The organism is Geodermatophilus amargosae (assembly GCF_041028265.1).
Taxonomy (GTDB): domain Bacteria; phylum Actinomycetota; class Actinomycetes; order Mycobacteriales; family Geodermatophilaceae; genus Geodermatophilus; species Geodermatophilus amargosae_A.
Map to the genome: position 1 here is coordinate 162298 of NZ_JABGCW010000015.1, position 26160 is coordinate 188457.

Annotated in this window: 27 protein-coding genes and 3 pseudogenes; 10 read left to right on the plus strand and 20 right to left on the minus strand. The window is 74.7% G+C overall.

The genetic code is table 11. The features are described 5' to 3' along the window. Window positions 1–8: 8 nt before the first annotated feature. The gene (locus HLV61_RS18990) at window positions 9–257 is read right to left on the minus strand and encodes a glutaredoxin family protein (protein ID WP_369258217.1); all 249 of its coding nucleotides are present in this window, start codon (window positions 255–257) and stop codon (window positions 9–11) included. A 63-nt stretch (window positions 258–320) separates the two neighbouring features. Between HLV61_RS18990 and HLV61_RS18995 the strand changes: the two genes are divergently transcribed. Both HLV61_RS18995 and galE read left to right on the plus strand, forming a co-directional pair. Beyond that, the gene (locus HLV61_RS18995; RefSeq protein ID WP_369258219.1) at window positions 321–599 is read left to right on the plus strand and encodes a DUF1905 domain-containing protein; all 279 of its coding nucleotides are present in this window, start codon (window positions 321–323) and stop codon (window positions 597–599) included. A gap of 36 nt (window positions 600–635) precedes the next feature. Continuing rightward, a complete protein-coding gene (gene galE, locus HLV61_RS19000) occupies window positions 636–1604 on the plus strand; it encodes a UDP-glucose 4-epimerase GalE (RefSeq protein WP_369258221.1) in 969 nt (322 codons plus the stop codon). A 109-nt stretch (window positions 1605–1713) separates the two neighbouring features. Here galE and HLV61_RS19005 read toward each other — a convergent pair whose 3' ends face one another. The 9 genes from HLV61_RS19005 to HLV61_RS19045 form a co-directional block, all read right to left on the minus strand. After that, entirely contained in the window at window positions 1714–2436 is a 723-nt protein-coding gene (locus HLV61_RS19005) for a PIG-L deacetylase family protein (protein WP_369258223.1), read from the minus strand. Between the two features lie 10 nt (window positions 2437–2446). Beyond that, a complete protein-coding gene (locus HLV61_RS19010; protein ID WP_369258225.1) occupies window positions 2447–3655 on the minus strand; it encodes a glycosyltransferase family 4 protein in 1209 nt (402 codons plus the stop codon). After that, complete coding sequence (locus tag HLV61_RS19015; RefSeq protein ID WP_369258227.1) at window positions 3652–4488, minus strand: sugar phosphate isomerase/epimerase family protein; 837 nt, start codon at window positions 4486–4488, stop codon at window positions 3652–3654. The genes HLV61_RS19010 and HLV61_RS19015 overlap by 4 nt, the downstream gene beginning before the upstream one ends. Beyond that, window positions 4485–5960 (minus strand): YcaO-like family protein, encoded by a 1476-nt coding sequence (locus tag HLV61_RS19020; RefSeq protein WP_369258229.1) that lies wholly within the window; start codon window positions 5958–5960, stop codon window positions 4485–4487. The genes HLV61_RS19015 and HLV61_RS19020 overlap by 4 nt, the downstream gene beginning before the upstream one ends. Next, window positions 5957–6916: an MBL fold metallo-hydrolase gene (locus tag HLV61_RS19025; RefSeq protein ID WP_369258231.1), complete on the minus strand. Its 960-nt coding sequence runs from the start codon at window positions 6914–6916 to the stop codon at window positions 5957–5959. Before HLV61_RS19025 ends, HLV61_RS19020 begins: the two co-directional genes overlap by 4 nt. Continuing rightward, complete coding sequence (locus tag HLV61_RS19030; RefSeq protein ID WP_369258233.1) at window positions 6913–7911, minus strand: Gfo/Idh/MocA family protein; 999 nt, start codon at window positions 7909–7911, stop codon at window positions 6913–6915. The genes HLV61_RS19025 and HLV61_RS19030 overlap by 4 nt, the downstream gene beginning before the upstream one ends. Before the next feature lie 94 nt (window positions 7912–8005). Further along, window positions 8006–9031, minus strand: a complete 1026-nt coding sequence (locus tag HLV61_RS19035; protein WP_369258235.1) for a class I SAM-dependent methyltransferase — start codon at window positions 9029–9031, stop codon at window positions 8006–8008. Beyond that, entirely contained in the window at window positions 9028–9948 is a 921-nt protein-coding gene (locus tag HLV61_RS19040; protein WP_369258237.1) for a hypothetical protein, read from the minus strand. The genes HLV61_RS19035 and HLV61_RS19040 overlap by 4 nt, the downstream gene beginning before the upstream one ends. Continuing rightward, window positions 9945–11135 (minus strand): inositol-3-phosphate synthase, encoded by a 1191-nt coding sequence (locus tag HLV61_RS19045; RefSeq protein ID WP_369258239.1) that lies wholly within the window; start codon window positions 11133–11135, stop codon window positions 9945–9947. Before HLV61_RS19045 ends, HLV61_RS19040 begins: the two co-directional genes overlap by 4 nt. Before the next feature lie 210 nt (window positions 11136–11345). Between HLV61_RS19045 and HLV61_RS19050 the strand changes: the two genes are divergently transcribed. From HLV61_RS19050 to HLV61_RS19060, 3 genes are read left to right on the plus strand one after another with little or no spacing between them, the layout of a single operon-like run. Further along, window positions 11346–11957, plus strand: coding sequence for a hypothetical protein (locus tag HLV61_RS19050; RefSeq protein WP_369258280.1), 612 nt, complete (start codon window positions 11346–11348; stop codon window positions 11955–11957). After that, window positions 11954–12721 (plus strand): glycoside hydrolase family 16 protein, encoded by a 768-nt coding sequence (locus tag HLV61_RS19055; protein WP_369258241.1) that lies wholly within the window; start codon window positions 11954–11956, stop codon window positions 12719–12721. The genes HLV61_RS19050 and HLV61_RS19055 overlap by 4 nt, the downstream gene beginning before the upstream one ends. A 34-nt stretch (window positions 12722–12755) precedes the next feature. After that, window positions 12756–13085 carry a DUF6204 family protein gene (locus tag HLV61_RS19060; RefSeq protein ID WP_369258243.1) on the plus strand — a complete coding sequence of 110 codons (330 nt, stop codon included), beginning with the start codon at window positions 12756–12758 and terminating at the stop codon, window positions 13083–13085. Window positions 13086–13123: 38 nt separating this feature from the next. On the opposite strand, the gene HLV61_RS19065 is transcribed toward HLV61_RS19060, so the two are convergent. The 5 genes from HLV61_RS19065 to HLV61_RS19085 all read right to left on the minus strand — a co-directional run bounded on the left by HLV61_RS19065 (window position 13124) and on the right by HLV61_RS19085 (window position 17780). Continuing rightward, on the minus strand, window positions 13124–13663 hold the full coding sequence (locus HLV61_RS19065; RefSeq protein ID WP_369258245.1) for a PaaI family thioesterase: 540 nt from the start codon (window positions 13661–13663) through the stop codon (window positions 13124–13126). Further along, window positions 13653–14159 (minus strand): winged helix-turn-helix transcriptional regulator, encoded by a 507-nt coding sequence (locus tag HLV61_RS19070; protein ID WP_369258247.1) that lies wholly within the window; start codon window positions 14157–14159, stop codon window positions 13653–13655. The genes HLV61_RS19065 and HLV61_RS19070 overlap by 11 nt, the downstream gene beginning before the upstream one ends. 184 nt (window positions 14160–14343) lie before the next feature. Next, window positions 14344–15117, minus strand: coding sequence for a succinate dehydrogenase/fumarate reductase iron-sulfur subunit (locus HLV61_RS19075; protein ID WP_369258249.1), 774 nt, complete (start codon window positions 15115–15117; stop codon window positions 14344–14346). Then, on the minus strand, window positions 15118–17064 hold the full coding sequence (locus HLV61_RS19080) for a fumarate reductase/succinate dehydrogenase flavoprotein subunit (protein ID WP_369258250.1): 1947 nt from the start codon (window positions 17062–17064) through the stop codon (window positions 15118–15120). 11 nt (window positions 17065–17075) lie between these two features. After that, complete coding sequence (locus HLV61_RS19085; RefSeq protein WP_369258252.1) at window positions 17076–17780, minus strand: succinate dehydrogenase cytochrome b subunit; 705 nt, start codon at window positions 17778–17780, stop codon at window positions 17076–17078. Between the two features lie 150 nt (window positions 17781–17930). Between HLV61_RS19085 and HLV61_RS19090 the strand changes: the two genes are divergently transcribed. After that, the gene (locus tag HLV61_RS19090; RefSeq protein WP_369258254.1) at window positions 17931–18542 is read left to right on the plus strand and encodes a sulfite oxidase-like oxidoreductase; all 612 of its coding nucleotides are present in this window, start codon (window positions 17931–17933) and stop codon (window positions 18540–18542) included. Next, window positions 18535–19284, plus strand: a complete 750-nt coding sequence (locus tag HLV61_RS19095) for an FAD-binding oxidoreductase (protein ID WP_369258256.1) — start codon at window positions 18535–18537, stop codon at window positions 19282–19284. Before HLV61_RS19090 ends, HLV61_RS19095 begins: the two co-directional genes overlap by 8 nt. A gap of 5 nt (window positions 19285–19289) precedes the next feature. On the opposite strand, the gene HLV61_RS19100 is transcribed toward HLV61_RS19095, so the two are convergent. Further along, window positions 19290–19442, minus strand: a complete 153-nt coding sequence (locus HLV61_RS19100; protein WP_369258258.1) for a hypothetical protein — start codon at window positions 19440–19442, stop codon at window positions 19290–19292. Between the two features lie 135 nt (window positions 19443–19577). On the opposite strand from HLV61_RS19100, the gene HLV61_RS19105 reads away from it, so the two are divergent. Then, window positions 19578–20108, plus strand: coding sequence for a GNAT family N-acetyltransferase (locus HLV61_RS19105; protein ID WP_369258260.1), 531 nt, complete (start codon window positions 19578–19580; stop codon window positions 20106–20108). Window position 20109: 1 nt separating this feature from the next. Here the strand turns inward: HLV61_RS19105 and HLV61_RS19110 are convergent, their stop codons facing one another. Beyond that, entirely contained in the window at window positions 20110–20811 is a 702-nt protein-coding gene (locus HLV61_RS19110; RefSeq protein ID WP_369258262.1) for a monooxygenase, read from the minus strand. A 96-nt stretch (window positions 20812–20907) separates the two neighbouring features. Between HLV61_RS19110 and HLV61_RS19115 the strand changes: the two genes are divergently transcribed. Both HLV61_RS19115 and HLV61_RS19120 read left to right on the plus strand, forming a co-directional pair. Then, window positions 20908–21834, plus strand: a complete 927-nt coding sequence (locus tag HLV61_RS19115) for a formate/nitrite transporter family protein (RefSeq protein WP_369258264.1) — start codon at window positions 20908–20910, stop codon at window positions 21832–21834. An 82-nt stretch (window positions 21835–21916) separates the two neighbouring features. After that, a pseudogene (locus tag HLV61_RS19120) lies at window positions 21917–22150 on the plus strand (ATP-binding cassette domain-containing protein); the annotation flags it as partial. 93 nt (window positions 22151–22243) lie between these two features. Here HLV61_RS19120 and HLV61_RS19125 read toward each other — a convergent pair. From HLV61_RS19125 to HLV61_RS19135, 3 genes and pseudogenes are all read right to left on the minus strand, one after another. Next, window positions 22244–22330: pseudogene (locus HLV61_RS19125) on the minus strand (hypothetical protein); the annotation flags it as partial. 124 nt (window positions 22331–22454) lie between these two features. After that, a pseudogene (locus HLV61_RS19130) lies at window positions 22455–22856 on the minus strand (DUF4394 domain-containing protein); the annotation flags it as partial. Window positions 22857–22977: 121 nt separating this feature from the next. Next, on the minus strand, window positions 22978–26085 hold the full coding sequence (locus HLV61_RS19135; RefSeq protein ID WP_369258266.1) for an ATP-binding protein: 3108 nt from the start codon (window positions 26083–26085) through the stop codon (window positions 22978–22980). Window positions 26086–26160: the final 75 nt, after the last annotated feature.

The window sequence follows — 26160 nt, forward strand, 5'->3', positions numbered from 1 at the left end:
TCCCGGCGTCAGCGGGCGGCCATCGCCTCGCGGACCTCGCGCAGGCTCGGGTTGGTCAGGTACCGCCCATCCACGACGACGGTGGGGGAGACCTCGAAGCCCTGCGGGTGGTGCGCCCGGACCGCGGCGGCGCCCTCGGGGTCGTCGGCGAAGCGCACCGCCCGGTGGGGGACACGGGCGAGCGTCAGCTTCGTGCGGAGCTTCGCGGCGAAGGGACAGCCGGGCTTCACGTAGACGACGAGGGCCTGGTCGGTCATGGACGGCTCCGATCTCGCGGCATCGGCCCGATGAGTCCTGCGGGTGCGCCCAGTCTGCCCCCCGTGACCCCTCAGGAGATCGACGCCTCGTTCACCGCACCCATCGAGAAGGACGGCGCCTTCGCCACCTACGTGACCGTGCCCGGCTCGGCGGAGCTGTTCGGCACCCGCCGCGCCGTGAAGGTCACCGGCACCGTCGACGGCCACGACTTCGCCGCCACCTGCATGCCGTCGGGGGAGGGGCCGCACTGGCTCCCGCTGCGGAAGGCCGTCTGCTCGGCCATCGGCAAGGACCGGGCCGGGCAGGAGGTCGCCGTCCACCTCCGTCAGCGCCTGTCCTGACGCGCGGCCCGGCGGCGGACACGGCAGGCTGGGCGGGTGAGCTGGCTGGTCACCGGGGGCGCCGGGTACGTCGGGGCGCACGTCGTCCACGCGATGGTGGCGGCGGGGGAGGACGTCGTCGTCCTCGACGACCTGTCCACCGGCGACGCCGGCCGGCTCGCCGGTCTGCCGCAGGTGCCGGTGGAGGTCGGCTCCGTGCGCGACCGCGGCATGGTCCGGCGGGTGCTGCGGGAGAACGGCGTCACCGGCGTCGTGCACCTGGCGGCGAAGAAGCAGGTGGCCGAGTCGGTGGCCGACCCGCTGCTCTACTGGGCCGAGAACGTCGAGGGCCTGGTCGCGCTGCTCGAGGGCTGCCGCGCCAAGGGCGTCACCCGGTTCGTGTTCTCCTCGAGCGCCTCGGTGTACGGCATGCCCGACGTCGACCGGGTGGACGAGGACACGCCCCGCGTCCCGCTGTCGCCCTACGGCCGGACCAAGGCCGCCGGCGAGGACCTGCTGCGCGACTGCGCCGCCTGGGGCCTGGCCGCCACCAGCCTGCGCTACTTCAACGTGGCCGGTGCCGCGGCGCCCGAGCTCGGCGACCGCGGTGCGGCCAACCTCGTGCCGCTGGTGTTCGAGGCCCTCGACGCCGGACGGCCGCCGGTGCTGTTCGGCGACGACCACCCCACCGCCGACGGCAGCCCGGTGCGCGACTTCGTGCACGTCTCCGACGTCGCCGACGCCCACGTCGCCGCCGTCCGCGCGCTGACCGCCGGCCGCCCCGGGGGCACGTACAACGTCGGCCGCGGCGAGGGCAGCAGCGTGCGGGAGGTGCTGCGGGTCGTCGCCGGGGTCACCGGCGCGGACACGACGCCGGAGGTGGCCGGCCGCCGCCCGGGGGACCCGGCGCGCGTGGTCGCCGCCGTCGACCGGATCGCCCGGGACCTCGGCTTCCGCGCCACCCGCGACCTGCGGGAGATGATCGCCAGCGCCTGGACCGCCTGGCGGGCCCTGCAGCCGCTCTGACCTCTCCCGCCTTCGAGCTCTGCCCCCGATCGTGGGCAGAGCTCGAAGGCGGGAGCCGGGAGGTGGTCCTGCGCTCGCTCGTGCTCTGCCCACAGTGGTGGGCAGAGCACTAGCGAGCCGGGGACACCACCGCGGCGGCCAGCTCGTGCGCCCGGGTGTCGGCCAGCAGCACCTCGGGCAGGCCGGCCAGCGCCGCGCGCATCTGCTCCGGCCCGCCGAACTGGAAGCCGAGCTGGGTGGCGTAGCAGGCGCAGGCGTCGGCCCGCCGGGGGAGGTCCTGCGGCAGCTCGAGCGGCGTCAGCCCGCCGGGCAGGTCCGGGCCCGGCGCGGCGTCCGGCTCGCGGAGCACGTACGGCGAGTCGCGCCACCACAGCACCGGCCGGCCGAGCGCGGCCACCGCGCGCAGGACCTGCAGGTGGTCGACGTGCCCGCCCAGTGCCTGGGGCGCCAGCCAGAGGTCGCCCGGGACGTCGGCGAGGGCGGCGCCCACCGAGCGCCACGTGTCGTCGCCCTCGTGCACCCCGGCGAAGAGGTCCGGCGCGCCGGTGTACCCGCGATGCGGCGCCTCGGGCAGGTCCAGGTACAGCGACCCGGTGCCGAGCACGGCCATCGCCGCGGCGTCCTCGGCGCGGCGCAGGGCCATGTAGTCGACGTCGGCCGGCAGGCCCTTGTCGAGCTGGCAGGCGAGCGCGAAGCCCGCGGGGTCGGGCACGCTCGCGGTGAAGCAGGTGACCACGGTGACCTCGTGCCCGGCGCCGGCGAGCGCGGCCAGCGTGCCGCCCACGGAGAACGCGGCGTCGTCGAGGTGCGGGCTGACCGCCACGACCCTCACCGCACGACCCTCACAGCAGGTGCGCGGCGGAGCGGAACCGGCAGGCGAGGTCGACCTCCGGCGGCATGGTCCAGCCGGCGGACGGCGTCGTCCCGGCCACCGAGCGGTAGACGTCGTCGATCGAGCGGGCCAGCACCGGCCACGAGTACAGCCGGCGCACCTCCTCCAGCGCCGCCGTCGCCAGCCGGGCGCGCAGGGCGGCGTCGGAGAGCAGCCGGTCCAGTGCCGCCCGCAGGCCGGCGAGGTCGCCCGGGGTGTGCAGCAGGCCGTTCTCGCCGTCGCGCAGGCAGTCGACGACGCCGACGCTGTCGGTGCTCACCGTGGGCAGCCCGCTGGCCATCGCCTCGAGCAGTGTGTTGCTGAACCCCTCGCTGTAGGTCGGGCTGACGAAGACGTCGGCCGAGCGGTAGACCGCCGGCGCCTCGTCGGGCGGGACGTAGCCGAGGAACGTCGTCCGCGCGTCGGCCCGCGCGCGGGCCTCGTCGAGGTCGGGGCCGATGCCCGAGACCACCAGTCGCACGTCGTCGGGCAGCGCCTCCAGCAGGTCGAGCACGCCCTTGCGGCGGTCGACGCGGCCGTGGAACAGCAGCACCGGCGGGTCCTGCAGCGAGCCCAGCGGCCGCTCGGCGGGCGTGAACCGTCGGGTGTCGGTGGCGCCCGGGACGATCGTGAACCGCGCGGGGTCCGAGCCGAGGTTGCCCACCACCTCGTCGCGGAAGCTGGCGCTGCCGATCAGCACCGCGGACGAGGCGTCGACGACGGTCCCCATCGCGTGCGCGTGGGTGGTGCAGCAGGTGCCCACCCAGTGCCCGTCGCCGCCCTGGATGCTCACCACCGCCGGCACCCCGGTCTCCCGCGAGGCGGCCAGCACCGCCAGCCCCGGTGGGTAGCCGTACTGCGCGTGCAGCACGTCGAAGGGGCGCTGGGCGTGCAGGTCCAGCACCGTGCGCACGATCTCGCCGATGTCGCCCTCCCAGTCTGCGGGGGCGACGGTCTCCCCGCGGCTGGGCAGCGCGTGCACCTGCACGCCGGCGGGCACGCGGTCGGCCGGGGGCGGGCCGCCGCCGTAGACGCGGGTGCCGGCCTCGTCGTCGCGGTACTGGCTGACCAGCACCACCTCGTGCCCCAGCGCGACCAGTTCGCGCAGCAGGTTCTCCGCGTAGACGCTCATCCCGCTCACCGCCGGCCAGTAGCGCCGGCTGACGAAGCAGATCCTCACGCCGCCGCCTCGGCCTTCCGGAGCGTCTCGATCGAGCGGGGCACCATCTCGTGCGCGCGGTGCCCGTCGCGGGAGAGCTCCAGCGTCACCAGCCGGTCGAAGGAGGCATCCCGCAGCGCCCGCAGCACCGCGGGCAGGTCGACGTCACCCTCGTCGAGCGGCAGGTGGTCGTGCACCCCGCGGCGCATCCCCTCGACGGCGACCGTGCCCAGGTGCCCCGCGAAGCGGGCCACCGCCTCCTCCGGCGCGTACGCCCCGGCGACGACGCAGTGCCCGGTGTCGAGCGCCAGCGTGATCCCCGGCGCCTGCCCGGCCAGCCGCGCCCAGTCGTCGCAGTCCTCGACCAGCATCCCGGGCTCCGGCTCGACGGCGAGGGCGTAGGAGCGGCCGCCGTGGCTGTCGACCAGTGCGCGCACGCCGTCGGCGAACCAGCCCCAGGCGGCGTCGCGGTCCACGCCCGGCTTCGGCACGCCGGCCCAGAAGCTGACCGCCTCCGCGCCCAGGACCTCCGCGAGGTCGCAGGCCAGCCGCAGGTACGCCAGCCGCCGCGCCCGCCCCTCGGCCGACGCGGTGACGAACGTCGGCTCGTGCTTGGCCCGCGGGTCGAGCAGGAAGCGCGCGCCGGTCTCCACCACCACGTCCAGCCCCAGCTCGTCGCACCGCCGCCGCACCGCCTCGGCCTGCCGATGAGCGTCCGGGGCGAACGGGTCCAGGTGGACGACGTCGAGGGTGAGCGCCACCCCGGCGTAGCCGCAGTCGGCGAGGAAGGTCAGCGCGTCCGACAGCCGGTGCGAGGTCAGCCCGTTGGTGTTGTAGGCGTACCGGAGGCTCACTGTCCGAGGACCTCCGCGACCACGTGCCGGCCCGGCTCCCGGTACAGCGCGTAGAGCGCACCCACCCGCCGCTCGGCCCCGGCGCGGTCGAACCACGCCGGCCCGCCCAGGCGCTCCTCGGCCCCGGGCGTCAGGTGCACCCGCGCCCACCCGCCGGGGTCGGCGCCGACGGCCGCCAGGGGAGGGTGGGCGTCGTCGGAGCGCTCGATCAGCCGGCGCACGCCGCGCTCGCCGATCCGGCCGTAGCTCATCGTCTCCACCTCGAGCCCGGTCACCAGCACCTTGGCCGCGACCGCGTCGCCGACGGAGGGCTGCAGCTCCACCAGCACGTCGTGCCCGGCGGCCTGCACCGCCCCGGTGACGTGCGCGTGCAGGTCGTCCCCGCGCCAGGTGGGCAGGTCGGCCAGCGCCACGGTGGACCGGCGGGACAGCACGGTGTCCTGCAGCAGGTCGACCAGCGCGGCGGTGCCCATCCGCGTCCACTCGAGCATCGCCTGCAGCGCGCGGTCCTCCTCCACCAGCCGCTCCGGCGGGTGCCCGCCGCGCCAGTGCTCCAGGTACCCCGGCGGGGTCGCCGGCAGGACGACGTCGAAGGGCCCGTGCATGAACGCCTTCCGCGCGCGGGCCGAGGCGAACTCGTGCAGCGCCTTGCGGACGGCGGTGTCCCGGTCGGGGTGCGCCGCCTCGCCGCACGCCGTGGCCATCACCGGCACCGGCTCCGAGCCGTCCCGCGAGCACCCGACGGCGTAGACGTCGACGACGCCGAAGTCGGTGGTCGCGAGCTTGACCACGACGTCGATGCCGGCGCCGTCGAGGCGGTCGAGCAGCGCGAGCGCGTCGGGGTCGGTGAGCCCGGCGAGGTCGACGACGACGCCGCGGTCCATCGCCCGGAACGCCGTCGCGTTGCCGTCGCGCTGCAGCACCTCCAGCAGCGCGTGGGTGACCGCGCGGTCCGCGTCGAAGGCCGCGCCCTGGCCGTTGGTGACGACCGTGGTGAGCCACCCGCCGGGCGGGGGGTCGCCGGGCAGGTCGCCCGGCGCGCTCGCGACCAGCTCGGCGGGCACCAGAACCCGCTCGCCGTCGCGCAGCCGGGTCATCGGCAGCCACTGCAGCGGGCGGTCGTCGTCGTACGGGCTGCCGGCCTCCAGGCACAGCTCGCGGGGGTCGGCGACCCGGTCGCGGCCGTGCCGGCGGGTCATCTCGGCGAACGCCCCCCGCTCCCGCTCGACGCCGGTGTGCGCCCGCAGCGACAGCGCCATCTCGGCCATCTCGCCCATCGCGCCGGTGCGGGCCTCCTCGCGGGTGGCGCCGTAACCGAGCCCGCTGCCGCCCGGGTGCAGCTCCGAGGGCGGCAGGACGGCCGAGTGCAGCGGCACCTCGAGGACGTCGATGCCCTCGATGGCGAAGTCCTCGACCGGGACGGGGAACGAGTCGCGGTACCGCTGCGACGGCGTCGTCCCGACGGCGGTCACAGGTCGGCCAGCGCGACGGGAGCGGCGTCCGGTGGCCCGGACAGCAGCCGCTGCACCAGGTGGACGACGTGGTCGGTGGTGACGCCGGGGACCATCTCGAACGGCGTCGCGACCGTGCCGAAGTCCAGCTCCGCGACGACGGCGAGCATCTCGCGCAGCTCGCCGTGCGACAGCGGGATCTGGGCGTGGAACGCCTTGTGCGCGCTCAGCGCCACCGGCTCGCCGTCGCCGGAGAGGTCGACCTTGAGCGAGTCGCCGCAGAAGAGGATCCCGCGGCGGGAGTCGTGCAGCACCGAGTGCCCGGCGAAGTGCCCGCCGGTGCGGTGCAGCGTCAGGCCGGGGGCGAGCTCCAGGACGTCGTCGGCCGGCCAGGTGACGCGGAAGGCCTTGGTCCAGACCAGGTCGTGCACGTTGACGCAGACGACCCGCGGCTCGAGCTCCTGCTGCAGCTGCCACAGCGCGCCGTAGCCGTGCACGTGGCTGGAGGCCAGCACGGGGAAACCGCCCTTCTCGGCGGCCATCCGGTGCAGCTCGGCGAGCATGTCGGCGGTGTACCAGGGCGCGCACTCGAAGCCGACCAGGCCGATGTCGCTCTCGATCACCCAGCCGCGGCTGTCGAGGCCGAAGCGCGGCTCGGTGCCGAACTCGGTGACGCCGTCGACCGCGGCCGGCCGCCAGAAGCCGGTGACCAGCTCGTCGGCCTGCTTGTCGGTGACGAACTCGAAGCCGTGCTCGGGCAGCGCGTTGCGGACGTCGGCGCAGACCGGGCAGACCTGCGGCCCGGGCGCCGGCCAGCGCTGCCAGTGCCCGCAGTTGGTGCAGGCGTAGGCGGGCAGGTCGGGCAGCAGGCCGCGGTAGGGGTTGGTGTCGACCTGGCTGGTGCCGTGCCGGGCGCCGGGGTCGGCGGCCGGGTCGGTGCTGCGGTCGATGGCCGAGGGGACGTCGGGCGGGGTCACGAGGTTCCTCCGGAGAGAGCGGTGAGGAGCAGGCGGTGCAGGTCGAGGTCGCGGGCGGCGTCGTACGGCCACCGCGTGCGGCCGGCGACCGCGTCGGTGAAGGCGGCGAACTGCGCCTCGAACGGCGGGGTGTCGGCGAACGGCACGTCCACCGGGTCGGGGCGGTACAGCGTCAGCGAGCCTCCCGCCGTCTGGCCCATCGTGTCGACGGCCACCGCCATGCCGCGGGTGCCGACCACCTCGAGCCGGCGCCGGGGCAGCGCGTCGGGGGTGTTGAAGGCGACGTGCAGGCTGACCAGCACCCCGCCGTCGGTGCTGCCGGTGAGCAGCGCGCCGTCGTCGACGCCGTAGTCGTGCACCCGGGTCTGCAGCAGCGCCGACAGCGAGGTGACGTCCTCGCCGAGCAGCGTGCCGGCGAGGTCCAGGCCGTGCGGGGCGAGGTCGATGGCGGCGCCGCCGCCGGCGCGGGCGGGGTCGACCCGCCAGTTGTCGTGCGGGCGGCCGTCGGGCGTCCAGTCCCCGGGCAGCCAGCAGCAGTAGACGATGCGGACGGCGGTGACCGTGCCCAGCTCGGGCACCAGGTCGCGCAGCCGCACGTGGGCGGGGTGCCAGCGCTGGTCGTAGGCGGTGCCGAGCAGCACCCCGGCCCGCTCGCACGCGTCGACGAGTGCCTGCGCGTCGCCGGCGTCGGCAGCCAGCGGCTTCTCGCACAGCACCGCCCTGCCCGCGGCGGCGGCCGCCTCGACCAGCTGCCGGTGCCCGGCGTTGGGGACCGCCACGTAGACCGCGTCCAGGCCGGGCGTGCTGAGGAACTGCGCCAGGTCCGTCGTGCGGGCGGCACCCTCGACCGGCATGCGCTCCAGCGCCGCCGGGTCCAGGTCGTGCAGCGCCACCACCCGGGCGCCGTCGACGGCGAGCAGCGCGGGCAGCGCGTGGTCGCGGGCCACCCAGCCGCACCCGGCGATGCCCCAGCCGACCGTGCCGGTCCCGCTCACCGTGTCCCCTCCTGTGGCGAGATCACGTGATCTCGCACGCTGGAAGGTGCCGGGAGGTGCGAGATCACGTGATCTCGACGGGAGGCCGGCGTGTTCACCACTCCTCCGGGAGGTCGACGAGCAGCCGGCGGCGCGCGGCGTCGGCGGGCAGCGGGTCGGGCCAGCGCTCCGGCAGGTGGGACGAGCGGGGGCCGTACTCGGCGGCGTAGCGCCCACTCGGCCAGGTCAGCACGCCGTCGCGGTAGAGCGGGTTGGGGGTCAGCGGCGGCAGCGGCTCGCCGAGGTCGACCGGGGCGGGCGCGAGCGGGTCGCCGGCCACCAGGGCGATCGCCTCGCTGCCGTGCAGGTCGGCGGGGGCGGCCGGCCGCGGCGGGCGGCCCTCGAGCAGCGAGCGGGTCAGCTCCGCGTCGTCGTAGAGCAGGCCGGTGCCGAGCACCCCGGCGTAGCCCTCCGGCGTCAGCGGCTCGCCGTGCGGGTCGGCCACGTGCGCGTGCCCGACGACGACGGTCCCACCGTCGCCGGCCAGCGCGCGCATCGCCGCGGCGGCGGCCGGCTTGTCGCGCAGGAAGTAGAAGGCGTCGTGGCACATGACGTAGGCCGGCCGGCGGACGGCGAGGTGCGGGGCCGCGGTGAGGTCGGCGCACACGTAGCGCGCCTCCGGGCAGACGAACCGCCGGGCCAGCCACAGCTTGGCCCACACGACGTCGACGCCGAGCAGGTCGCGCACGCCCCGCCGGGACAGCTCGCGCAGGTGCGCGCCGGTCCCGCAGGCGACGTCGACGACCGGACGGCTCCCCGGCCAGTGCCGCTGGAGCAGCGCCAGGCCGGCCAGGTGCGTGGGGTCCGACCAGCGGTGCGCGAAGTAGTCGGCCACGCGGCCCATGCCGAGCAGGCCCATCGCCTCGCGCAGCGTGCGCGCGGCCGGCACGCGGGCCAGCTGCTCGGGTGGGGGCGGCGGCTCGGTCCACCAGTCGTCGGCGTCGGCCAGCAGCAGCACGCGCGCGCGGTCGGTCTCGCCGGCGGCGAGCAGCCCGGCCACCTCGGCCCGCAGGTCCTCGCGGCCGGCCCGCGCGAACGGGATCCCGTCGACGACGGGTGCGTCGAGGAGGACGCCGGTCACAGCCCGGCCGCCGCCAGGACGTCCAGGTGGTAGGCCTGGACCGGCCCGGCGTGCACGAGGTCGAGGTCGTCGAGCGCCTGCGCCGAGGTGAACGCCGCGGCCCGCGCGTGGTGGTGCACCTGCAGCACGCGGTCGAGGACGTCGGCAGCGTGGAACGCGCGCGCCTCGGGGACGTCGGCACCCGGCCGCAGCGCCAGCACCTCCCGCACCCGGGCGGCCAGCGGGCCCGGCAGCGCGGCGAGCTCGCGCTCCTCCAGCGTGGCCGTCACCCGCTCCAGGGCGTCGCCGAGGAGCACCTCACCGGCGAACCCGGCGTCGGGCAGGACGACGTTGTGCAGGTGGTGGGCCACACCGAGGAGGAACGGCGCCACCGGGTCGGCACCGACCACCGGCGCCACCAGCACGCCGTAGACGGCGACGGTGAGGCAGTGGTCGCCGTGGCTCTCCGGCGGCTCGACGACGATCCGGGGCTTGCCCGGCGCGGTCGCACCGGCGCGTGGCTGGGCGTTGAGCGTCCCGGCCAGGGCCGGCGCGGCGGCGGGGGAGGGCAGCGGGCCCAGTGCCGCGCGCAGCCGCTCGCGCAGCCCCGCCTCGAGCGGGCCGGCCACCTCGTCGAAGCCGCGGCGCAGCACGTCGAGCGACTCGCCGTCGGAGAGCCCGGCCGTGGTGAGCACGCCGGCGTCGATCCCGGCCAGTCGCGCGCGGGCCACCGCGGCGGCCGTCTCGGAGTACGCCACGTCGGCGACGTCCTCACCGGCGACCAGCCGCGCCCAGGTGCGGGCGAAGGCCTGCTCGGCCAGGGACCTCGGCCCGCCGGCCACGCGGACCCGCTTGGCGTCGCCGATCTCGGCGAGCAGCGGGCGCAGCTGGGCGAAGGGGTGCAGCGTCCCGACGGGGGAGGGGGCGAACCCGGTCACCGCGAGGTGGCGCCGGCGGCCAGCCAGTCGAGCAGCGTCGTCTCCTGCTGGTGGAACGCGTGCTCGGGGACGCTGCCGTCAGCGGTCATCGGCGCCTTGAAGAACCAGCCCAGCTGGCGCTGGACGCCGCCCTCGCCGCGCTGCTGAGCGAGGTCGGTGAGGCGGGCCAGCTCGACGGCGAGCGGTGCGGCGAGGATCGAGTCGCGGCACTGGAAGTCGACCTTGATCTGCATGCGCTGGCCGAGGAAGCCGACCAGGTCGATGGCGTCCCAGGCCTCCTTCTGGTCACCGCGCGGGCGGTAGTAGTCGATCCGGACGACGTGGTCCTCGACCGGGTAGCCGAGGATCGAGTCGAGGACGCTGCCCTTGGTCTGCAGCTTGCTGTTGAGCGAGTCGGGGTCGTCGAGGGCCAGGCCGTCGCGGTTGCCCAGGATGTTGGTGGAGTACCAGCCCTCGACGGTGAGCGCGCGGGCCCGGAACGCCGGCGCCAGCACGGTCTTCATCATCGTCTGGCCGGTCTTGCCGTCCTTGCCGGCGACCGGGACGCCGCGCCGCTCGGCGAATGCCACCAGCGCCGGTACGTCGGCGGCCAGCGACGGCGTGAAGTTGACGTAGCCGACGCCCTCGGCGATCGCCGCGTAGGCGTAGACCATCGCCGGCGTGATCGCCCGGTCGTCGGCGTCGAGGGCCGCCTCGAAGGCCTCGATCGTCTGCAGGGCCGGCGCCGCCGGGTCGGGCCAGCGCTCGGTGGAGGCGAGGTTCACCAGCACCAGGCCGTCGAGGGACTCCTCCTCGCGGAAGCGCCGCAGGTCGGCGCGGACGGCGTCGACCTGCGCGCGGCGGGTCTCGGCGAGCACCACGTTGCCGCCGGTGACGTTGCGGCAGAAGTCGGCGTCGCCGGCCGCCGGCCAGGGGGTCAGCGCCGAGAGCGCCGGGCCGGCCTGCTCGAGCTGGCGGGAGTCGAGGACGGCGTGCTGCTCGGCGGCCTTGCGCAGGTCGGAGCCGTCGAGGTCCCAGCCGCGGACGACGAGGGAGTCGTAGCCGACCAGGCCCGTCGTCTCCTCGGCCGGGCCGCCGGCCACCTGCAGACCGGCGAGCGGCAGGCCGTCGGTGCCGGCCGCTCCGATCCGGACGAGCTCCAGGCCCGCGACCGCGGTCGTCGCGACCGCACCCCCGAGTCCGACCACAGCGACACCGACGCGACGGGACTCCTGCACCACAACGACCTCCGCGAACCTGGGGGGCTTGCTCCCCACCGCGATCGAGCCTGACACAGCGGTTGTGCACCCGCTGGGTGAGACCAAGACTCTGAGAACCAACCCGGTCGCGCACCGCGCGTCTCTGGACGGGACGGCCAGGATGGAGGCCCGACCCGATCCGGAGGTGCTGCCGTGACCATGCCGTACGCCGACCAGCCGGCCGCGATGGTCGTGCCGCGCTTCACCGTCCACCAGCGGATCACCGTGATGGTCAACCGCTACGAGGTGCGCGCGGTGGCGCCCGACGGGAGCCCGGGGGAGCTGCTGGCGATGGCCCAGCAGAAGCGCTTGAAGCTCAAGGAGGAGGTGGTCTTCACCGCCGACGAGGACCGCACCCGGCCGGTGTTCTCCTTCCGCGCCCGCCAGCGGCTCGACGTGCACGCCGAGCACGACGTGTACGACGAGCAGGGCCGGGTCCTCGGCTCGTTCGGCAAGCGCTTCGGCGCGAGCCTCCTGCGCTCCACCTGGGACCTGTCGGTGCCGGGGCTGACCGCGGTGGGCCGCGAGCGCCGCCCGGTCATCGCCGTGCTGCGCCGGATCTGGCAGTTCATCCCGTGGCTCGGCGACGTGTGGGTGCCGTTCGTCTTCCACTTCGACTTCACCGACACCGCGACGGGACGGCCGGTGCTCGTCGTCGAGCGGCGCAAGTCGGTCCGCGACCGCTACGACGTCTCCGTCCCCGATGCCCGGCTGGACTTCCGCGTCGCCGCGTCGATGGCCGTCGCGCTCGACGCCCTCCAGTCGCGGTGACCGGGTCCCCCGACGACTTCGCGGACGACTTCGCGGGCGCCGACCTCGACCGCGGGGTCTGGGTCCCGCACTACCTGCCGCAGTGGAGCTCCCGCGCGGCGACGGCGGCCCGCTACGAGGTCCGTGACTCCTGCCTGCGGCTGTACCTGCCCGACGAGACGCCGCTGTGGTGCCCCGACGACCACCCGCCGCTGCGGGTCTCCGGCATCCAGTCCGGCGTCTTCTCCGGGCCGGTCGGCAGCACGGTCGGCCAGCAGCCGGTGCGCCCCGGCGCCGTCGTCCGCGAGGAGCAGCCCGCGCACCGGGGCTGGACGCCGCGCTACGGGCGGCTGGAGATGCGCGCCCGCGCGACCGTGACGCCGCGGTCGATGGTCGCCTGGTGGCTGGTCGGGTTCGAGGACTCCCCGGAGCGCTGCGGCGAGCTGTGCGTCATGGAGGTGTTCGGCGACGCCGTCGACCCGGTCGAGGGGGCCGCCGTGGGCATGGGGGTGCACCCCTTCCGCGACCCGCGGCTGGTCGACGACTTCGCCGCGCCGTGCCCCGGGATCGACGTCGCCGACTGGCACACCTACGCCGTCGACTGGCGGCCCGACGGCGCCGCGTTCTCCGTGGACGGCGCGGTGGTGCGCGAGGTGGCGCTCACGCCCGACTACCCGATGCAGTCGATGGTCGCCGTCTTCGACTTCCCGGAGAAGGCGGTGCCGGGGGAGCCCTACGTCGTCCCGGAGCTCGTCGTCGACCGGTTCCGTGGGGAATCCGGGTGACCGCGGCGGCCGGCCGCGGCTAACCTCGCCCGCCGTGTCCAGCCGCACCTACCGCGTCGTCGTGCGCGGCGTCCTCGACGGTCTCGACGACGACCGGCGCGCCTGGCTGCGCGCCCACGCCGCCGAGCACGACCTGTTCGCCTCCGCGTTCACCGAGGAGGGCAGCACCACCTACGACTCCACGCTGACGGCGTTCAGCCACCGCGTCGTGGTGCGCGTCGACGCCGGGCCCGGCGAGGAGGCCGAGGCGTGCACCGCCGGGGAGCTGTCGGCGCTGCAGTGGCTCGAGGACGCCGGCGTCGGCTTCCGCCGGCTGCGCTCGACGGCGACCTGCACCGACGACGTCGTGGTCCGCCGCCGCTAGCAGCGAGTGCGCACCTCGCCCCGTCGGGCGAGTCGGGCTCAGGACGGCAGCGGGAACACCAGCAGCGAGCTCGACGCCGTCGCCACGACCCGGCCGGCCGCGTCGAGCACCTGCCCCTCGGCGAAGGCCACCCGTCGGCCGGGCTTGACCACCGTGCCCACGGCGGTCAGCCGCCCGCTGTCCCGGGTGACCGCCCGCAGGTAGGCCACCTTGAGCTCGATCGAGGTGTAGCCGACCCCCTGCGGCAGCGTCGAGTGCACCGCGCAGCCCGCGACGGTGTCGAGCAGCGTGCACACCAGCCCGCCGTGCACGACGCCGATCGGGTTGTAGACCGACTCGTCGACGGTGCACCCGAACTCGACCCGGCCCACCTCCACGGCGACGACGTCCATCTGCACCAGCGCCGCGATCGGGGCCGGCGGCAGCACGCCGTCGCGGATGGCCTCCAGCGTCTCCAGCCCCGACCGCACCTGGCCACCGGCCGCGGTGACCATCGGGTCGTACCAGGTGACGGTGCGCGAGCGCGGCTCCCCCCAGGCGTCCGGGGCGTCGGTCGCGGGGTCGGCCTCAGTGCTCATGCCGCTCCTCCGCGGGCAGCCCGGACAGCGCCCGGCCGACGGGGGTCAGCACCCGCTCGACCCGCGAGGAGTTGACCGGCGCGCCGCAGGTCCGGCACACCCACTCGGCGTCGACGGTGTGCTCCTCGGAGCCCTCCGGCGCGTGCGTGAGCCGTACCGGCGGTTCCTCGGCGGCCCAGCGGTCACCCCACTGCAGCAGCGCCTGCAGCACCGGCAGCAGGTCCCGGCCCGACGGGGTGAGGTGGTAACCCGAGCGGGGCGGGGAGTCGCTGTACTGCCGGCGCTCCAGCACCCCGGCGGCGACCAGCGCGTTGAGCCGCGCGGTCAGCCGGTCGCGGGGCGCCCCGGTGCCGCGGGCGATGTCGCTGAAGCGGTGGTTGCCCAGCGAGACCTCCCGCACCACCAGCAGCGACCAGCGCTCGCCCACCAGTTCCAGGGCGGCGGCGATGGTGCACGGGCGGCCGGGCAGGCCGGCGAGGTCGTAACGAGCGGTCACGCGGTCAGTTTGCACGTCGAACCGACACCGCGCCACCGCGTCCGGGCGCCTCGACCGACGCGGCACAGGAAGCTCTCCCCACGTCCTGGCCGCCAATACGTGCGGAGAGCTTCCTATGCCTCCTCCCGGGACGACGACGGGCGGGGACCTCCGCAGAGGTCCCCGCCCGTCGGCGGCGCGGGTGCTAGCTCTTCGGCCGCGCACCGGCGCGCAGTGCGCCGAGGAGGTCGTGGTTGAGCCGCGAGATGTTCTCCATGGAGATGCCCTTCGGGCAGCTGACGGAGCACTCACCGATGTTGGTGCAGCCGCCGAAGCCCTCGAGGTCCTGCTGGTGGATCATGTTGATCACGCGGTCGTCGCGCTCGGGCTGGCCCTGCGGCATGAGGCCCAGGTGCACGACCTTCGAGGACGTGAACAGCATCGACGACGCGTTCGGGCAGGCCGCCACGCAGGCGCCGCAGCCGATGCAGGTGGCGGCGTCGAACGCGGCGTCGGAGTCCTTCTTGGCCACCAGGATCGAGTGCGCCTCGGGGGCGGTCCCGGTCGGGGCGCTGATGTAGCCGCCCGACTGGATGATCCGGTCGAGGGCCGACCGGTCGACGGCGAGGTCCTTGATCAGGGGGAACGCCGTCGCCCGCCACGGCTCGACGTCGATCGTGTCGCCGTCCTTGAACGACCGCATGTGCAGCTGGCAGGTCGCCGTCTGCGGGTGGCCGTCGAAGAGCCCGTTGCCGTGCGCGCGCCCGTTGATCATCACGCCGCACGACCCGCAGATGCCCTCACGGCAGTCGTGGTCGAAGGAGACCGGGTCCTCGCCGTTGAGGATGAGTTGTTCGTTGAGCACGTCGAGCATCTCGAGGAACGACATGTCCGGGGAGACGTCGGCGACCTCGTAGGTCACCATCTGCCCCTTCTCTGCCGCGCTCCGCTGACGCCAGACACGCAGCTTGAGGTTCATCTACTTGTAGCTCCGCTGTGCGAGGTGGACGTACTCGAACTCGAGGTCTTCCTTGTGCAGGACGGGCGGGGCGCCCTCGGGCGTCCACTCCCACGCGGCGACGTAGGCGTAGTTCTCGTCGTCGCGCAGGGCCTCCCCGTCGGGGGTCTGGCTCTCCGCCCGGAAGTGCCCACCGCAGCTCTCGTTGCGGTGCAGGGCGTCGACGCACATGAGCTCGGCGAGCTCGATGAAGTCGGCGACCCGGCCGGCGTGCTCCAGGCTCTGGTTGAACCGCCCGGCCTCGCCGGGGACCCGCACGTTGGTCCAGAACTCCTGCCGGATCTCGGGGATCCGGTCGAGCGCCTTGCGCAGGCTCTCCTCCGAGCGCTCCATGCCGCAGAGGTCGAACATCAGCCGTCCGAGCTCGCGGTGGAACGACGCGGTGGTCCGGTTGCCGTTGATCGACAGCAGCCGCTCGGTCTGTGCGCGGACGCCCTCGAGCGCCTCGATCGCGGCCGGGTTGCTGTCGTCGACCTTGTCGAACGGACCGGAGGCCAGGTAGTCGTTGATGGTGTTCGGCAGGACGAAGTAGCCGTCGGCCAGGCCCTGCATGAGGGCGCTGGCACCGAGCCGGTTGGCGCCGTGGTCGGAGAAGTTGGCCTCCCCGACCACGAACAGGCCGGGGATGGTCGACTGCAGGTCGTAGTCGACCCACAGCCCGCCCATCGTGTAGTGGACCGCCGGGTAGATCCGCATGGGGACCTCGTAGGGGTCCTCACCCGTGATCTGGGCGTACATGTCGAAGAGGTTGCCGTACTTGGCCTCGATGGCCGGCCGGCCCAGCCGCTCGATGGCCTCGGCGAAGTCCAGGTACACGCCCAGGCCGTTGGGGCCCACGCCGCGGCCCTCGTCGCAGACGTTCTTGGCCTGCCGCGAGGCGATGTCGCGGGGGACCAGGTTGCCGAACGAGGGGTAGATCCGCTCGAGGTAGTAGTCGCGCTCGGCCTCGGGGATCTGCCGGGGGTCGCGGGTGTCGCCGCGCTCCTTGGGCACCCACACCCGGCCGTCGTTGCGCAGCGACTCGCTCATCAGCGTGAGCTTCGACTGGTACTCGCCGTGCACCGGGATGCAGGTCGGGTGGATCTGCGTGTAGCAGGGGTTGGCGAACAGCGCGCCCCGCTTGTGCGCCCGCCAGATCGCCGTGGCGTTGGAGCCCTTGGCGTTCGTGGACAGGTAGAAGACGTTGCTGTAGCCGCCGGTGGCGAGCACGACCGCGTCGGCGAAGTGCGTGCTGATCTCACCGGTGATCAGGTTCCGCGCGACGATCCCGCGGGCCTTCCCGTCGACGACGATCAGGTCGAGCATCTCGGTGCGCGCGTACTGCTCGACGCTGCCGACCGACATCTGCCGCTCGAGGGCCTGGTAGGCGCCGTAGAGCAACTGCTGGCCCGTCTGGCCGCGGGCGTAGAACGTCCGCGACACCTGCGTGCCACCGAAGGAGCGGTTGTCGAGCAGGCCGCCGTACTCGCGGGCGAAGGGCACGCCCTGGGCGACGCACTGGTCGATGATCGCGGCGCTGACCTCGGCCAGCCGGTGCACGTTGCTCTCGCGGGCGCGGAAGTCGCCGCCCTTGACCGTGTCGTAGAACAGCCGGTGCACCGAGTCGCCGTCGTTGCGGTAGTTCTTGGCGGCGTTGATGCCACCCTGCGCGGCGACGCTGTGCGCCCGGCGCGGGCTGTCCTGGTACCAGAACGACTTGACCTTGTAGCCGGCCTCGCCCAGCGTGGCGGCGGCCGCGCCGCCGGCCAGGCCGGTGCCGACCACGATGACCGTCAGCTTGCGGCGGTTGGCGGGGTTGACCAGCTTGGCCCGGAAGCGGCGCTCGCTCCAGCGCTCGCCGATCGGGACGTCGGTCGGGGCCTTGGTGTCGGCGATGGGCTCGCCGACGGTGAACAGTTCGAGAGCCATGGCGAGTGCTCCTACTCGATGATGCCGACGAGGACGCTCAGCGGCGGGATCAGGAAGCCCGCCGTGAGCACCACGGCGAACACCGTGGCGAAGGCGTTGACCGTGCGCTCACGGGTCCGGTTGCTCTGCCCCAGGGTCTGGGTCGCGCTCCAGATGCCGTGCCGCAGGTGGAACCCGAGGGCCAGCAGGGCGACCACGTAGACGGCCGTGACGATCGGGTTGGAGAAGCCGGCGATGGCCCGGTCGTAGGGGGTCCCGCCCGGCCCCTCGGGGTTCGCCACACCGAGGGTGAGGTCGAGGATGTGGTAGACGATGAACAGCGCGAGGATGACGCCGCCCCAGCGCATGGTGCGCGAGGCGTAGCTCTGGGCCACCGCCTTGCGGGCCACGTACTGGGTGGGGCGGGCCCGCTTGGCCTGCCGCCACAGCGACACCGCGGCCCAGGCGTGCGCCACCACGGCCACCAGCAGGACGACGCGGATGATCCACAGCACCGTCTGGCCCGGGACGGCGGGCTCGCCGATCCGGCGGATCCACTCGGAGTAGCCGTTGAACGTCTCCGCGCCGGCGAAGAGCTTCAGGTTCCCGACCATGTGCGCGACCAGGTACAGGACCAGGATGATCCCGCTGACCGCCATCACGGCCTTCTTCGCGACCGAGCTGGTCTTCGCGACCTTCGGGGTCCTGCGCTGGCCCGAGTTCGTCACCGTCACCACGCCACCAAAGTTAGGCTCCATAACCCCGTGTCGGCCATGTGAACACGCAGTGACTCACCTCATGTAAGGGAACCCTCAGCGCAGGTCAGGACGTTGGTGGTCGCCGGCGGCATGGGAGTCTGCCGACACACCCCTTCTCGAGGAGGACACGTGGCAGGACCGACCCGGGGCTTCCTCGGCCGCAGCAGGCGCGAGCGCGACCCCCGGCTCCCACCCGGTCAGTACGACGTCGGGCGCGACTGGCCGGTGCTGACCGCCGAGCCCACGCCGCGGATCGCGCCGGAGACCTGGAGCATCAGCGTCGACGGCCGCGTCGAGAACCCGACCAGCTGGACCTGGGACGACGTCCACCGGCTGCCGGCCTCGGACTACCGCGGCGACATCCACTGCGTGACGACGTGGTCGAAGTTCGACACCCACTTCGCCGGCGTCAGCGTGGACACCCTGCTCGAGGCCGCCCGGCCGACGGCGGACGCGCACTTCGTCATGGCGACGTCCAAGACCGGCTACACCACCAACCTGCCGCTCGAGGACGTCACGGGCGGGAAGGCGTGGATCGTCTGGGAGTTCGACGGCGAACCGCTGCCGGTCGAGCACGGCGGCCCGGTGCGGCTGCTCGTGCCGCACCTCTACTTCTGGAAGAGCGCCAAGTGGGTCACCCGGCTGACCCTCCTGCAGCGCGACCAGCAGGGGTTCTGGGAGCAGAACGGCTACCACGACCGGGGCGACCCCTGGCGCGAGCAGCGCTACCAGGGTGACTGAGCCGGGCGGCGCGCGGGCCGGCATGGGCCCCCGCCGGCGGCGGGCACCCGCCGGGGGCTGGCGCACGGCCACCGTCCGCGAGGTCGACCGCCCCACCGCGCGCACGGTCCGGCTGCGGCTGGAGGTGCCCGACCGGGTCGGGCACCTGGCCGGGCAGCACTACGTCGTCCGGCTCACCGCCGAGGACGGCTACCGGGCCCAGCGGTCCTACTCGCTGGCCTCCTCCCCGGGCGACCCGCTCGTCGAGCTGCTGGTCGAGCGGCTCGACGACGGCGAGGTGTCGGGCTACCTGGCCGACGTCGTCGAGCCCGGGGACAGCCTCGAGGTGCGCGGGCCGATCGGCGGCTGGTTCGTCTGGGAGGGCGAGGAGCCCGCGCTGCTGGTGGGCGGCGGTACCGGCGTCGTGCCGTTCGTGTCGATGCTGCGCACGGCGCGCGAGCTGGGCCGCGAGGACCTGCTGCGGGTCGCCGTCTCCACCCGGACGGCGGCCGAGCTGCCCTTCGCCGACGAGCTGCGCGAGGCCGGCGCGCTGGTCGTCACCACGCGCGAGCGCTCGGGGATCCGCCCGCCGGGCCGGCTGACCGCCGCGGACCTGGTCCCGCTGTGGGAGCCCGGTCAGACCGCGTTCGTCTGCGGGTCGACGTCGTTCGCCGAGGCGGCCAGCCAGCTGCTGGTCGGCCTGGGAGTGCCCGCGCCGGACATCCGGGTCGAGCGCTTCGGCCCCAGCGGCACCTCCGGCTGAGCGGTTCAGCGGCGGGAGCGCAGCCAGGAGCCCAGGGCCACGCCGGCGAGGGCACAGAACGCGCCCGCGCCCACCCCGGCGAGGACGATCCAGAAGGGGACGCGCAGCTGGTCGTCCACCGGGCGGGGGGTCGGGACGGGACCGGGTGCGTCGCTCACGGCTCCGAGCCTGGCCCGGAGCGGGGCCTGGGTCGAGGGGCGGAGCGGGTCCGCCGTCGCGCAGCCGCGGCCGATGCCGGCTGCCCGGGCAGCCCGCCCGGGAGGGCACCGGCGTCGCCGACGATGATCGAGGGCATGCACCCCGCCCCGCCGTCGACCGAGGTGACCGCCGTCGAGGACGTCGGCCCGGAGCTGCGCGCGGCGCTGCTGGCCTGCTGGACCGACGTCAGCAACGCCGGCGGCGCCGTCGGCTTCGTGCCGCCGGTGACCGAGGACGACGTCGTGCCCGCGCTCGACGCCCTGCTGACCCGGGTCGCGCAGGGGCGCGAGCGGGTGGTGGTGCTGCGGGCCGACGGCGAGCTCGCCGGCTGGGCGGTGCTGTCCCTGTCCGTGAGCCCGCTGCGCCGGCACTGGGCCACCGTGCTGCGCGTGCAGGTCCACCCGGCGCAGCAGGGCCGGGGCCTGGGCCGGGCGCTGATGACCGGGGTGCACGAGGCCGCGCGGGGCCTGGGGCTGGAGATGCTGCACCTCACGGTGCGCGGCGGCTACGGCCTCGAGGGGTTCTACGCGGGGCTGGGCTACCGCGAGTTCGGCCGGATGCCCGGTGCCATCCGGGTGGCCCCCGGCGACGACCGCGAGGAGGTCCACCTCTTCGTGCGGCTGTGAGTCAGCCGGCGGCGGGGTCGGTGCCGTCGACCGTGCCGCGGGTGGAGAGCACCGCGAGGCGGGCGAACAGCTCCTCGGCGTACCAGCCCTCCTGGGCGGTCCGCGTGACGACGGCGGCGTGCGGCGCCCGGTCGTAGGCGAAGGCGTTGAGCGACGCCGCGGAGTCCCAGACGCTGAAGGTGCCCTGCAGGCCCAGCGGCGCCTCGCCGATGCCGACCGCCATCCGCAGTCCCGGTGCCCGGTGCAGGTCGGCCGAGACCGGCGGCACCGCCGACCAGAACCGGGCCGCCCGCCGCAGCACCAGCCGCGCCCGCGTCACCGCGGCCACCGGCCCGTCCCAGCGCTGCGGCCGCGGCCGGCCGAAGGGCTCGCGCCCCGACCACAGGCCGCGGGCCGCGAGCGGGCGCAGCCGGGCCGACCACTCCTCGTCGGCGATCGCCCGCCAGCTCGCGGCGACGGGGGAGTCGTCGAGCGCGTCGGCGGCGGCGTCGTCGTCCCAGACGGCCAGCAGGCCCCAGCGGCGGGGGTCGGCGTCGCGGACGGTGAAGGTCCGCCCGTCGCCGGTGCCCAGCAGCTTGGCGAAGCGCAGCCCGGGCAGCCGGCCGAGCGCAGGACGCAGGGTGGCCATCCGCAGCGCCGCCCGCGGGACGGCGCGGCCGGGGACCCTCCACAGGTGCAGGGTCACCGGCGGTTGAGCAGTCACCGGCCCATCCTCCACGTCCTCCCGGGCGGCTGCGTCGCCGCAAGTCGGTGCGCCCGCCGTTCGGTTGACGCGCGGGGGTGGGGGTAAGCGGCGCGCATGCCACGGGGAGAGGACGGCGAGGGCGACGACTGGAGCCGCCCGGGGGTGGGATCGGACCCGGCGAAGGACCCGGAGGTCGCCGAGAAGCCCGTCGAGGAGACGCTGACCCGGGCGATCGACGAGGGACGGCGTCGCATCTCGCGGAAGACGTGGCCGCTGCTCGCCACGGGGGTGCTCGGGGGCATCGACGTCGGCACCGGTGTCCTCGCCCTGCTGTTCGTCGAGCACGAGACGCAGAGCGTCGTCCTGGCCGGCCTGGCCTTCAGCATCGGCTTCATCGCCCTGACCCTGGCGCGCAGCGAGCTGTTCACCGAGGACTTCCTCGTCCCCGTCACCACGGTCATCGCCCGTCAGGCACGCTTCCGGATGCTCGTCCGGCTGTGGGTGGGCACGCTGGTCGCCAACCTGGTCGGCGGCTGGCTGTTCACCTACCTGATCATGACGGGGTACCCCCAGTTCGCCGAGACGGCCATCAAGGCCGGACACCACTACGTGCAGCTCGGACTGGGTGTGAAGGCGTTCACGCTGGCGGTCCTGGGTGGAGCCGTCATCACCCTGATGACCTGGATGCAGCACACCACCGACTCGGTGGGCATCCGCCTGGTCCCCGCGGTCACCGGGGGGTTCCTCCTCGCCGGCGCCCAGCTCAACCACGCCGTCGTCAACTCGCTGCTGATGTTCGCCGCGCTGCACACCGGCGCCGCGCCGTTCGGCTACCTGGAGTGGGGGCAGACCGCGGCGCTGGCGGCGGCCGGGAACATCGTCGGCGGGGTCCTGCTCGTCACCGTGCTGCGGCTCGTGCAGTCGCCACACACCGTCGAGCGTGAGCGGGAGAGGCCCGCGGTCGGGGTGCCGGTGGGCGACGACCGGCGGCAGGACCCCGCCGGACGCAGCGACCGGCCGACGAGCGAGCCGGGGATCTGAGTCCCCGGCCCGGGGCCCGCCGGCGACGACCGATCCGCCGAGCCTCCGGGGCGACCGGCGCCCCGGTCGGGACACTGTCGGCGTGATCGAGGTCGACGGGCTGACCAAGCACTACCGGACCCGGGTCGCCGTCGACGACGTCACCTTCACCGTGCACCCGGGCCGGGTGACCGGCTTCCTCGGCCCCAACGGCTCGGGCAGGACGACGACCATGCGCTGCGTGCTGGGGCTGACCCGGCCCACCTCCGGGACGGCGACGGTGCTCGGGGTCCCGTACCGCGACCTCGACGTCCCGATGCGGCGGGTCGGTGCCCTGGTCGACCCGCGGACGCGCCATCCCGGGCGCACCGCGCACGCCCACCTCACCGCGCTGGCGCAGAGCAACCGGCTGCCCGCGTCCCGGGTCGACGACGTGGTCGACCGCCGTCGCGAGGTCGAACAGCGTGGTCGCGGTGGCGGCGTCGCGGTCGTTGTTGGTGTAGGCGGCGCCGGTCACGCCGGTGCCCGGCGCCGGGTTCAGCGGGGTGTCGGCGACGGTGGCCCCCGGCGTCGGCGAACGGCCGACGCAGGTCCTGGCCGGTGTCGCTGACGATCCGCAGGGCGTCGGCGGCCGGGTTGACGTCGACGCCGGAGAACTGGCCCTGCAGAGCGATGGTCAGCTGGACGGCCTTCGCCGCCTGCAGCGAGCGGGTGTCGATCGTGTAGACGCCGCCTCTGCGCCCGACGCCGTAGAGCTTGCCGTCCACGGCGCGGTGGTCGATGCCGACGAGTTCCTGGTCGGCCGCGGCGAGGCCGCGCACGTCACCGAGCGAGCGTCCGTGGCAGGCGCGTCCGGTGTCGAAGCCGACCAGAGTGCAGTCCCGGCCAGGCCGATCGCCTGGAGCCGGTCCGACGAGTGGCCGTTGTCGGCCGCGGCGGTCGACGGCGCCACGGCGACGCCGATGGCCGCGGCGACGGACAGGGTCGGGGCGGTGGTGAGTCCCTCGCGCATGGTCGTTCTCCCGAGGACGGCGGCGCCTCACCGCTGAGGTGCCCGCACCGGTGTCTACGGGCGCTGGCGAGCGTGTTCACCCTCGCAGCGGACGGTTCCGTCCAGCTGCCGGAGCCGGACACTGCCGAGTCCGAGCGACCGTGACGGCCCGGTCAGTCGGACCGCTCAGCGTGAAGTGCCCTGAGCAGCGTCCGTGCGCGGTCGCCGAGAGCCAGGTCGCCCTTGCGCGTGTACAGGCCGAGGGCCGTACGCGCGGCCGTGGCGGCCACGTCGAGCCGACCTGCGGCCCACCGGACCTCGGCGAGGTCGAGGAGCGCGTCCCCGTGCAGGCAGAGCCAGTCACTGGCCTCGGCCAAGGTCACGGCCTCGACGACGAGGGCGTCGGCCGCCTCCAGGTTCCCCTCCGCGGCCCGGGCCCGGCCGAGCGCGGTGCGCCAGAGGACCTCGGAGAACAGGTCGTTCGGCTGGGTGGTGTCCCGTGCCTGCTCGGCGCACCGCCTGGCCTCGTCCCACCGGCCCCGTGCCCCGTGCACGTGGCCGAGCATCGCCAGCAGGGTCGACCGGATGCGGTGGTCACCGATCCGGTCCAGCAACCGGTCACCGGCCACCAGCGCGGGCTCCGCTGCGGCGATGTCACCCTGTCGCCGGGCGATCTCGAACGCCACCTGCGCTCCGCCGGCTGCCACGGCGGTGACCATCCCCAGGTCCGTGAAGAGCCGATCGCCGTCCTTGAGCAGCGTCCAGGCGCGGTGGAACTGCCGTCTCATCGCCGCCAGCAGCCCGGACATGGACAGGAGCTCGGCCTTGACCACCAGGTCCCCGCCCGTCTCCTCGGCGATGGCCTCCAGCCGGGCGGCGACGACGTCCACCGGGGTGGGTCCGATCAGGAGCGCGATGAGCAGCCAGCTCGTCGGCTGCGAGGCCGTCTCCGGGCGCTCGGAACGGCGTCCGTGGAACCGCGCCCGCGCCAGTGCTCCCTCGGCGTCGGCGGCGTGCCCCGTGTCGAAGGATTCCCTCCCGATCAGGAACCACGTCTCGGCGAGGCCGACGTCGTCCTCGAGCTCGGTCAGCGCCGAGACGGCCTCCTGCAGGACCTGCTGCGCCCGGCTGATCTGCCAGGCGGGGTCGAGGAACGAGGCGTTCTCCTCGAGCAGGACCCGCGCCCGGACGACGCCCCGCCGGTCGCCGACCGCCACGGCCTCGTCCATGGCCGCGAGGATCCGGTCCCTCGCGGGGCCGAGGTCGCCGGCGTACTGCAGCGCCCGGCCCAGCTCCAGCAGCGCGTGGGCACGCCGCGGCGGGTCCTCGACCAGAAGGCGCTCGGCGCGGGAGAGGAGGTTGACGGTCGTGCTGACGTCGCCCCGCGCCTGGGCGCGCCAGCCCGCGGCCGCCAGGTGCCGGCCGGCACGGAGGGCCAGGTCCCCGTCGGTGTCGTCGAGAAGGCCGACCTCTTCCTGGAGGCGCACGGCCTGTTCGCGGTGGTAGCCCAGGATCTCGTCGTACTCGGCGACGCGCTCACCGGCGACCGTCTCCAGCCAGTCGGCGAACCGCCGGTGCGCCGTGGCGCGGTCGGTCTTGGACATGGCGGCGTACGCGGCGTCCCGGACGAGCACGTGGTGGAACTTGTAGGCTTCGTCCCCGATGGAGCCCGAGGGCTCCGGGAGGATCAGCTGCCGTCGCACCAGGTCGACCAGGTGGCGTCCGGCCTCGGGTCCGACGGCGTCCCGGGCCAGTTCGGCGACCGCTGCGCGCCAGAAGACCCGGCCGACGACGGCGCCGGCCTCGATCTCCCGTCTCGCGGCGGGGGGCAGGCGGTCGAGCCGGGCGGCGAGCAGGCTGGAGATGGTGCCGGGCAGCTCTCCCGGGACCAGCTCACGGCCGAGGACCCAGGCCCCGTCCTCCCGGCGCAGGGTCCCCGACTCCTGCAGCATGCCGACCAGCTGCTCGACGAAGAGCGGGTTGCCCTCGGCGACGGCCAGGACGTGCTCCCGCACCGCGGTCGGGGGCGTTCCGGGGGAGAGCAGCTGGTCGACCAGACCGGCGGCGTCGCCGGCAGCCAGCGGGTCCAACGAGAGCCTCGCCCAGGCCGGCCCGGCCCAGTCGGGATGGGCGTCGTCCACCTCCGGTCGGGCCCCGCCCAGGAGGAGCACCGGTCCGGCCACGGCACCCGCCAGGTGGTCGAGGAGGTCCAGCAGCGGGCGCTCGGCCCAGTGCAGGTCGTCGACGACGAGGATGACCGGCGTCCATCGCGCCGTCTCGCCGAGCAGCTGGGCGACCGCCCAGAAGGACTCGGGGAGGCCGGCCGTCGACTCGACGAGACCGAGCAGCTGCCCGATGCGCTCGGCGACGGACTCGGCGTCCGGTCGTCCCGGCATCAGGTCGGCGAGCTTGGACAGTGCTTGCTCGGCCGTGTCGTCCTGCCCCCATCGCGCCGCCGCGGCCAGCATCTCCCGGAGCGGCCAGAAGGTGATGCCTTCCCCGTAGGACAGGCACCGGCCCCGCAGCACCGTGGCGCCTCCTCCGCTGCGGGCCAAGAACTCCCGCAGCAGCCGGGACTTGCCGACGCCTGCGGGCCCGAGGACGAGGAGGCGGCGAGGGCGCGCTGCCGTGAGCACGTCCGCCCAGGTGCTGTCGACGGTGTCGAGCTCCTCTCGGCGGCCCTGCAGTGGGGAGGCGGTGACCAGATCGGAGGAGGGGGCCTCCGGGCGGAGTCCCGCCAGCCGCCACGCCCGGACCGGTTCAGCCTTGCCCTTCACCGCCACGGCGCCCAGCTCCCGTATCCGCACGGCAGCCCGGACCAGCCGCTCCGTGGCATCGGCCAGGACGACCTCGTCCGTGCCCGCCAGGGCCTGCAGGCGCGCAGCGAGATTGACCGCGTCTCCGGTCGCGAGCCGCTGTCCGCCCTCGCCGGCGGCGGGCGCGGCCACGACCTCGCCGGTGCTGACCCCGATCCGGACGTGGAGCTCGACGTCCCAGCGCCGCCGCAGCTCGGGGTCGATCCGTCGCACCGCCAGGGGGATGGCCGCAGCAGCGCGCACGGCCCGCAACGCGTCGTCCTCGTGCAGGACCGGGATGCCGAAGACGGCCATGACCGCGTCGCCGATGAACTTCTCCACGATGCCGCCGTGGCGGGACACCTCCGAGCGGATGGCGTCGAAGTAACGGTCGAGCACCCCGCGCAGCGCTTCCGGGTCGAGCCGCTCCCCGAGCTCCGTGGACCCGACCAGGTCGCAGAACACGACCGTGACGGTCTTCCGCACCTCCCGTACCGCCTGGCCTGGTGCCAGCGCCGTCCCGCAGCCGAGACAGAAGCGAGCCCGCTCCGGGTTCGCCTC